Raw genomic sequence first — 6,730 nt, forward strand, 5'->3', positions numbered from 1 at the left:
ATCGCTCCTTTTAATATGTTTTGTTTGGTCACTTACATATTAACACAGCTGATTAGCTATGAGTTATTTTATGTTGCACTTGTTATGATAAATTATCTGCAAAAAAACACCAGAATTTTATTTCTGGCGTGTTCCATTTAACTTATCATGTATTTCATTTGTATGTGTGGAATTCCATCTTCTTCGAATGGCTCTGAGGTTTGAACGAACCCTAATTTTTCGTAAAATTTTTGGGCGTAGGTTTGTGCTTCTATGATTATGGAATCTGCGTGAAGTTTTTCTGTCGCAAATTCAATTGCTGTTTTCATTATTTGTGTTCCATTTCCTTTGCGTCTTTCGGTTGCTATTACTCGTCCGATGTGGAATGTATCATTTTGTTTGTACAATCTACAGTAAGCCAAGATAATTGAGTTGTCGTTTTGCAAGTATATGTGATGACTTATCAGATCGATGTCGTCTATTTCGTGGTAGGGGCATTGTTGTTCTACTACGAATACGTCGACTCTTAGTTTGTAGATGTGGAAGAGTTCTTTTGTTGTGAGTTTGTCGAATGGTTTGATGATTGTGTTCATGGTTTCTCCTAAAGGATAGCGATTATTGTTGTGTTGTTAGTTGTGGTTCTATTTGTGCGTCTTGTACGATTTTGTTGTGTGTTATTTCTGCAATTGTAATCAAGAATGTGATGATTAATGTCATTATTAGGAATGTAACATGTGGTGTGAATCGTACTGGTATTGTTTGCGGAAATTGTACAAGGTATCCGTAATTTGTATGCAATATTAGGTTGACTGTCATGATTGCTATGTTCATGATGCTTGTTGTCATGAGTGTGTGTTTTAGTTTAAGGGTGGATTTTCTTGCGGATAATATGCTAACACCACAAAATCCTAGAAGCAAATGGTTGGCGATGTATGTGAGGTTGGTTACGTGCGGCCACAGATATTTGGATGGATCTGGGAATGTAAATGCGATTATGCTACCGATTAGTCCCATCCATGCAAAATAGCGCATTAGTTTGTCGTCTTGTATGAGGTATGCTACCACCATCATGATGGCTGATATTCTGCAGTGAAATAGTGGCAATCCTTCTTTGATGAGAAGTGTGTGGTTTCCTGCGTACCATGCGAATAATATTATTTGTCCAAATAATCCCAAAAACAATGCTGGTTTGAGTAGTTTGGTTTTGTGTTTGAGTTTGTATGCCAAAAAAATTACTAGGACTAATGATAGTCTTAGTAATGTTATGTTGATATTGGTGTAGGCATCTTCGTTATATCTGAAAAATTCTGTCATTAATTTACTCCTCGTAGATTTACGACTTCACCTGTGTTACAGACTTTTCTTACTCTGCCATCTTTGATGACGTAGCAATTGCCGTAGATTTTGTTTTCTGTTGGTATGATGAAAGCTCCATCTTCTATGGCGTAGAATTTTCTTCCGTAGCTGTCAGGCAGTGTGACATCTTCCATGATTCGTTGGTGGTCGACTCGTTGATTTTTGACATCTGCGTAGTGTGGAAGTACTGATATGTCTACAATTCCTAGCCCTTTGAGAAATCTACGGTAGTGCGTGGATTTGACTTCGCCAAAGTTTTCGGGCTGAGAGTAGACTTCTAATGCTGAATTCATGCTTCCTGCGCTTATTCCTATCACAAGTCCGTCGTAGTTTTTGATATATTTTTGAAGATGAATGTGGTGGAAGAATTTGTTCTGTGTCGGAACGTGACCTCCAGCAAGAATTATGAGGTTGGATTGTGATATGAGCTGTTGTAATCTTCTTTTTTTAAAAGGATACAAAGTTGTCCAGTGTTTGACTGTGAATCCACTTTTTTTGAAGGCTCTCTTGTAGTGCGAGCTTATCGTGTGTGTTAGAAATGGTGCTTGTGGATCCGATAGAATGTACAGACAGTTGATGTCACCTACGTATTCTTGGATTTTGTCGACAAATCCATTTTGACTGTTAAGTTGTCTTTTGTCAGGGGACATGATGTCACTTGTAAGTATCACGTTCATTTCGTTCTCCTATATTTAGTGCAAATATATTTCGATTGGTATTGTTATTTTATTTTACCACAATATGCGTGTTTTGGGAGATGTAGGGGCGGAAATCGGAGATGTTTTAGATTGAAAAAATAGATATGAAAATTTTGCTGAATAAGTTAGCATTGAAATAAACCAAAAACATCGTAAATAAGCGAATCATTCGGAAAAAATTGGAATAAATTCTAGCGAAATGAAACGTTTAAAAATCGCACTGTCTGAGCGTCAACGAGTTTGCGATTTTAGTTTCATAAGCGTTGAATTTATCAATTTTTGTAGACAGATGAGCATATTACGAGTTTTTGTGTTCCCCCCCTTTTTATAGAATTGAAAAAAGTAGATTACATAAAAAGATTGCAGTGAAATAACAAAAAAAGATCGTAGCTAAATGAGTCATCTGGAGAAAATTGTGCAAAATTCAATCGAAAAATCCGTCAGAAATTTGACCGCGTAAGCGAAGCGTGCTTCAAATTTCAGGATTTTGAGATTTGAATTTTCCAATTTTTGGAAGCCAGACGAATGTGCTACGACTTTTCTTGTTTTATTGTCCCTGTCTTATGTATATGTCCTGCAAGAACGCGAAATAAAAAAGTAGATTACCATGTTTGCTATGTGCAAATACGGTTTTCTACTTTCTATACCTTAATCTACTGATTTTAATGCTTCAAGCATATCTACTTTTTTCAATTTGTGGTTGACTATTACTCCCAATGCGTAAAGTATCACGATAACCAAAATTATTGGTAAGATATATACCCACACTTCGATATTTGGGTTGAAGAATATTTCCGCTGGGGCAACTTTGTCGAGGATTACTTTGTGTAGGATTTTCCCGCCAAATATTCCCGCGATTATTCCAATAATTGACAAACAGATTGTTTCACGATAGATGTACATGGTTACTTCGTTGTTGAAGAATCCCAATACTTTTATCGTGGATAATTCTCTGATTCTTTCTGCTACGTTGATGTTTGTTAAGTTGTACAGGATTACAATCGCAAGTAACAGCGACATTATCGTCAACACTGTCATTACTTTCGTGAGCGAATTGGTCATTGTTTCAACTTGTATGATGATGTTGGTGTTTTGTGACACGGCTTTGATTCCGTTCGATGCCATGAATTTCGCTGTGACTTTTTCTACGTTCGTTTTTGATTTGTCCCTGAGAGCGATGAAGTAGCTGTTGTCGTCCACTTTTTCGCCAACTGATTTTCTGTAGTAGTCATCACTCATGAAGATAAAATGTCCTGCGTACATTTTGGTAATTTGTGCGATATTGTATTTTCTATCTTGGTTTACGACTTTTAGCGTTATGGTGTCGCCTGCATTTACATTCATCAAATCGGCGAGCTTCTGCGATATAACTATGCCGTCATTCGTTATTTTGAGCATATCTTCGGAGTTTTTGTGTTCCAAATTGATGTACGGAGAAAATGTGTCCGTGTGTGTGACAAGCATCGTGATTGTTTGTTCGTCGTCAATTCCTTTGATGTTTTTCGTGATATTTTCAAAATGAACTGGAATGTAGCCTGTAATGTCGTCTGATTTTAATAATCGGTCGATTTTCTGTTGTTCTTTTTCTGTAACGAAATCCTTCTTCTCAACTACTGCATCGTATTGGATGATTGGTCCGTATTGTTTGGTTTGGATGCCGTTGATTGAGGATGAAATCCCAAGCCCTGCGAATAATAGCGCGACGGATCCTGCCACGCCGAATATCGTCATGAACATTCTTTGCTTGTATCTGAAGATGTTACGAGCTGTGACTTTTTGCGTGAAGGTCATCCTGCTCCACAACGGTGTGATTCTTTCCATGAAAATCTTGGAGCCTTTTGTCGGTGGTTTCGGTAGCAATAGTTGTGCCGCTGTTTCTCGTAGTTCTTTTACTGAGATGTAAACCGCTGGGAGTACGCTGCAAAGTATCGCGAAAAGCACCGATAAACCAAGTATTTTGAATGAAAAATAGTACTTGACTGGTGGTATGGTCATGTTTGCCAAAAGCGACGTGCACAAAATGTACGGAAGTGCGTACGTTCCAAGTAGCGTTCCCAAAATCGTGCCCAATCCTCCAGATATTAGCCCGTACAACACGAATTTCTTGATGACATCAGCATCATTATATCCCAACGCCTTCAAAATTCCTGCGTTGTTTCGTTCTTCTTGGACAAATCGCGTCATCGTTGTGACTGTTACAAGCGCTGCGACAAGATACAATACCACAGGGAACAAGTTGCTTACTTTCGTGATTCCCGATGATGTCGTTTCGACCATTTTGATTCCGTCGCCTCCTGGCATTGTCCTTCTTGTATATGTCGAATATTCTGGCAACGATAATCCGTCGATTTCGATTTGAGCGTCGTGAATTTTGGATTCTGCGTCTTGAATTTTGTCGTCGGCTTTTTTCTTTTCTGTTTCAAATTCTTTTTTCTTGTCGTCAAGTTCTTTTTGTGACGATGAGATTTTGTCAAATCCTTCTTGGATTTGTTTCTTCGATGAGTTCAGCTGTGCAATTCCGTTTTGGTATTTTGTTTTGGATGCGTTGAGCTGATTGCGTCCAGAGTTGTATTTCGCAACAGAATTTTGGTAGAGTTTCTTCTTTTCGTTAAGTTTAGTTTGTGACGAATCAAATTCATCAATTTTTTTCATTCCAGATTTGTATTGTTGAAGTCCCTGATTGTACTTCGCCAATCCTTGGTTGTACTGAGCTTCTGATTTTTGTATTACTTGAGTTTGTTCTGAAATTGAGCTTTCAGCTTGTTGAATTTCTGGAACATTTTCTGGATTTATTCCCTGCTTTTTTAGTTCTGCTTTCTTTTGTTCAAGGTTTTGCTTTGCTTGTTGTAGCTTTGCTTTTCCTTGTTGGATTTGTGCGTTTGATGAATCTAACTTTGCTTTCGTGGCATCAAGAGTCGATTTTGCTTGTGATAGCTTTGCCCTGTTTGCTTCGACTTCTTTTTTCTTCGAATCCAATTGCTTTTGTCCGTTGTCAAGCTGAATTTTCGCATCGTCCAATTGTTTCTTGGATGCTTGAAGACGGCTTTCTGCTGATTCGATTTGGCGTTTTGAATTCTTGATTAAGGATTCCTTGTCTGCAATTTGTTTTTTAGCTGATACTAGATTTGATTTTTCGTCGTCGATTTTCTTTTGTCCGTCGGATAACTTCTTCTCTGCATCCGCGATTTCTTTCTTGGCATCTTCGATTTTCTTCTTGGATTTTGCTATTTTGTCATTTGCCTTGGATTTGATTTCTTCGAGTCGCTGTTTGCCGTTGTCTTTCAAAACCTCGTCGAGTTGTTTCTGATGTTGGTCGACTTTTCTGGTGTATTCACTGTCTGTGAAGTTGAGCCCACGCACATCATGAAAGCGCGCACGTGCAACGGTGTAAACGTCTGTGTCGAAGTTGTCTGTTGTTACAACTCCGTAGCCTTCCAAGTTTCCAGATCCTGCAGAGGAATTTCCCAAGGCTGTCTTGGAGATGATTTCCGTAGAATTCACAAATCCCGTCACGGTGAAGTCTTCCTGTTTCAAAATCTTGCTGTCTTCGTCTTTTTCTTTGAATTTGATTTTATCTCCAATTTTGTATTTGGATTTGTATTGGTCAGTAAGTGCTATGTCTCCGATTTTTTGTGGGAAATTGCCGCTCACAAGCTCAAACTTGGATATATTTTTAGTATTAGAAAATATTCTAAACGATGTTGGAGTGTCACCTATCGTCGCATCGGAGAAATATCCGTACTCAACGTCTGCGATGTTTTTGATTTGGTCGATTTCCTTCGCATCATTTTCCGTGATTCCGTAATCGCTGATGACATTGACATCGGACAAATTGTAGTCTTCGTAGTATTTGTTCGCCGATTTATCGATGTCGGGGCCTGTGACTTTGAGAGCGACAAGTGTCATGGATCCAAGCATCATCAACAACATTATCGACAAAAATCGCCCCTTGGATTCTATAAACGATTTGAAAATCGTCTTGTTCAATGTTTTCTTCTTCATTTTAGTATTCCAACGTTTCTATGTTTTGTGGATTGGCATTCAATACTACATCGCGAATCTTCGCGTCGTGCATGTGAATAACCCTGTCTGCAATCGGAGCCAACGCTTGGTTGTGCGTAACGATAACGACAGTCGCGCCTTCTTTTCGAACCATATCTTGCAAGATTTTCAAAACTTGTTTGCCTGTGTGATAATCTAGCGCCCCAGTTGGTTCGTCGCACAATAATAGCTTAGGATTTTTCGCAACTGCACGTGCGATTGCAACACGTTGTTGCTCTCCTCCGGATAATTGTGCTGGGAAATTGTCGATTCTTTCTCCAAGACCAACTGATTTCAAAACTTCTGTTGCATCGAGCGCATCTTTTACGATTTCAGATGCCAGTTCGACGTTTTCTTTGGCGGTTAGATTTGGAACTAGATTATAGAATTGAAACACAAATCCTACGTCATTTCTTCTATAATTCGTCAGCTCCTTTTCGTTGAATGTGCTGATGTCCTTGCCATCTATGAGCACATTTCCCTCGTCGTTGGTGTCCATTCCACCGAGAATATTTAAAACGGTGGATTTGCCCGCCCCTGATGAGCCGAGAATGATCGCCAATTCTCCTTTTTCTATTTCAAACGATATGTCGTTGTTCGCAATTATTTCGGATTGTCCTGATTTGTAGCGTTTGTAGCTGTTTTTCATTTCAATA

Annotated in this window: 5 protein-coding genes; all 5 read right to left on the reverse strand. The window is 38.8% G+C overall.

Annotation, left to right across the window (positions count from 1 at the left end):
* Positions 1–137: 137 nt before the first annotated feature.
* The gene (locus KHW44_RS04810; RefSeq protein ID WP_294684959.1) at positions 138–572 is read right to left on the reverse strand and encodes a GNAT family N-acetyltransferase; all 435 of its coding nucleotides are present in this window, start codon (positions 570–572) and stop codon (positions 138–140) included.
* A gap of 22 nt (positions 573–594) precedes the next feature.
* Positions 595–1,293 carry a YwaF family protein gene (locus KHW44_RS04815; protein ID WP_304066631.1) on the reverse strand — a complete coding sequence of 233 codons (699 nt, stop codon included), beginning with the start codon at positions 1,291–1,293 and terminating at the stop codon, positions 595–597.
* A complete protein-coding gene (locus tag KHW44_RS04820; RefSeq protein ID WP_304066635.1) occupies positions 1,293–2,012 on the reverse strand; it encodes a Type 1 glutamine amidotransferase-like domain-containing protein in 720 nt (239 codons plus the stop codon). The genes KHW44_RS04815 and KHW44_RS04820 overlap by 1 nt, the downstream gene beginning before the upstream one ends.
* A gap of 669 nt (positions 2,013–2,681) precedes the next feature.
* Positions 2,682–6,035, reverse strand: a complete 3,354-nt coding sequence (locus tag KHW44_RS04825; RefSeq protein WP_304066638.1) for an FtsX-like permease family protein — start codon at positions 6,033–6,035, stop codon at positions 2,682–2,684.
* A 1-nt stretch (position 6,036) separates the two neighbouring features.
* Positions 6,037–6,729, reverse strand: coding sequence for an ABC transporter ATP-binding protein (locus tag KHW44_RS04830; RefSeq protein ID WP_304066641.1), 693 nt, complete (start codon positions 6,727–6,729; stop codon positions 6,037–6,039).
* Position 6,730: the final 1 nt, after the last annotated feature.

It is taken from the genome of Finegoldia magna (genome assembly GCF_018371055.1).
In the GTDB taxonomy this organism is placed as follows: Bacteria; Bacillota; Clostridia; order Tissierellales; family Peptoniphilaceae; genus Finegoldia; species Finegoldia magna_I.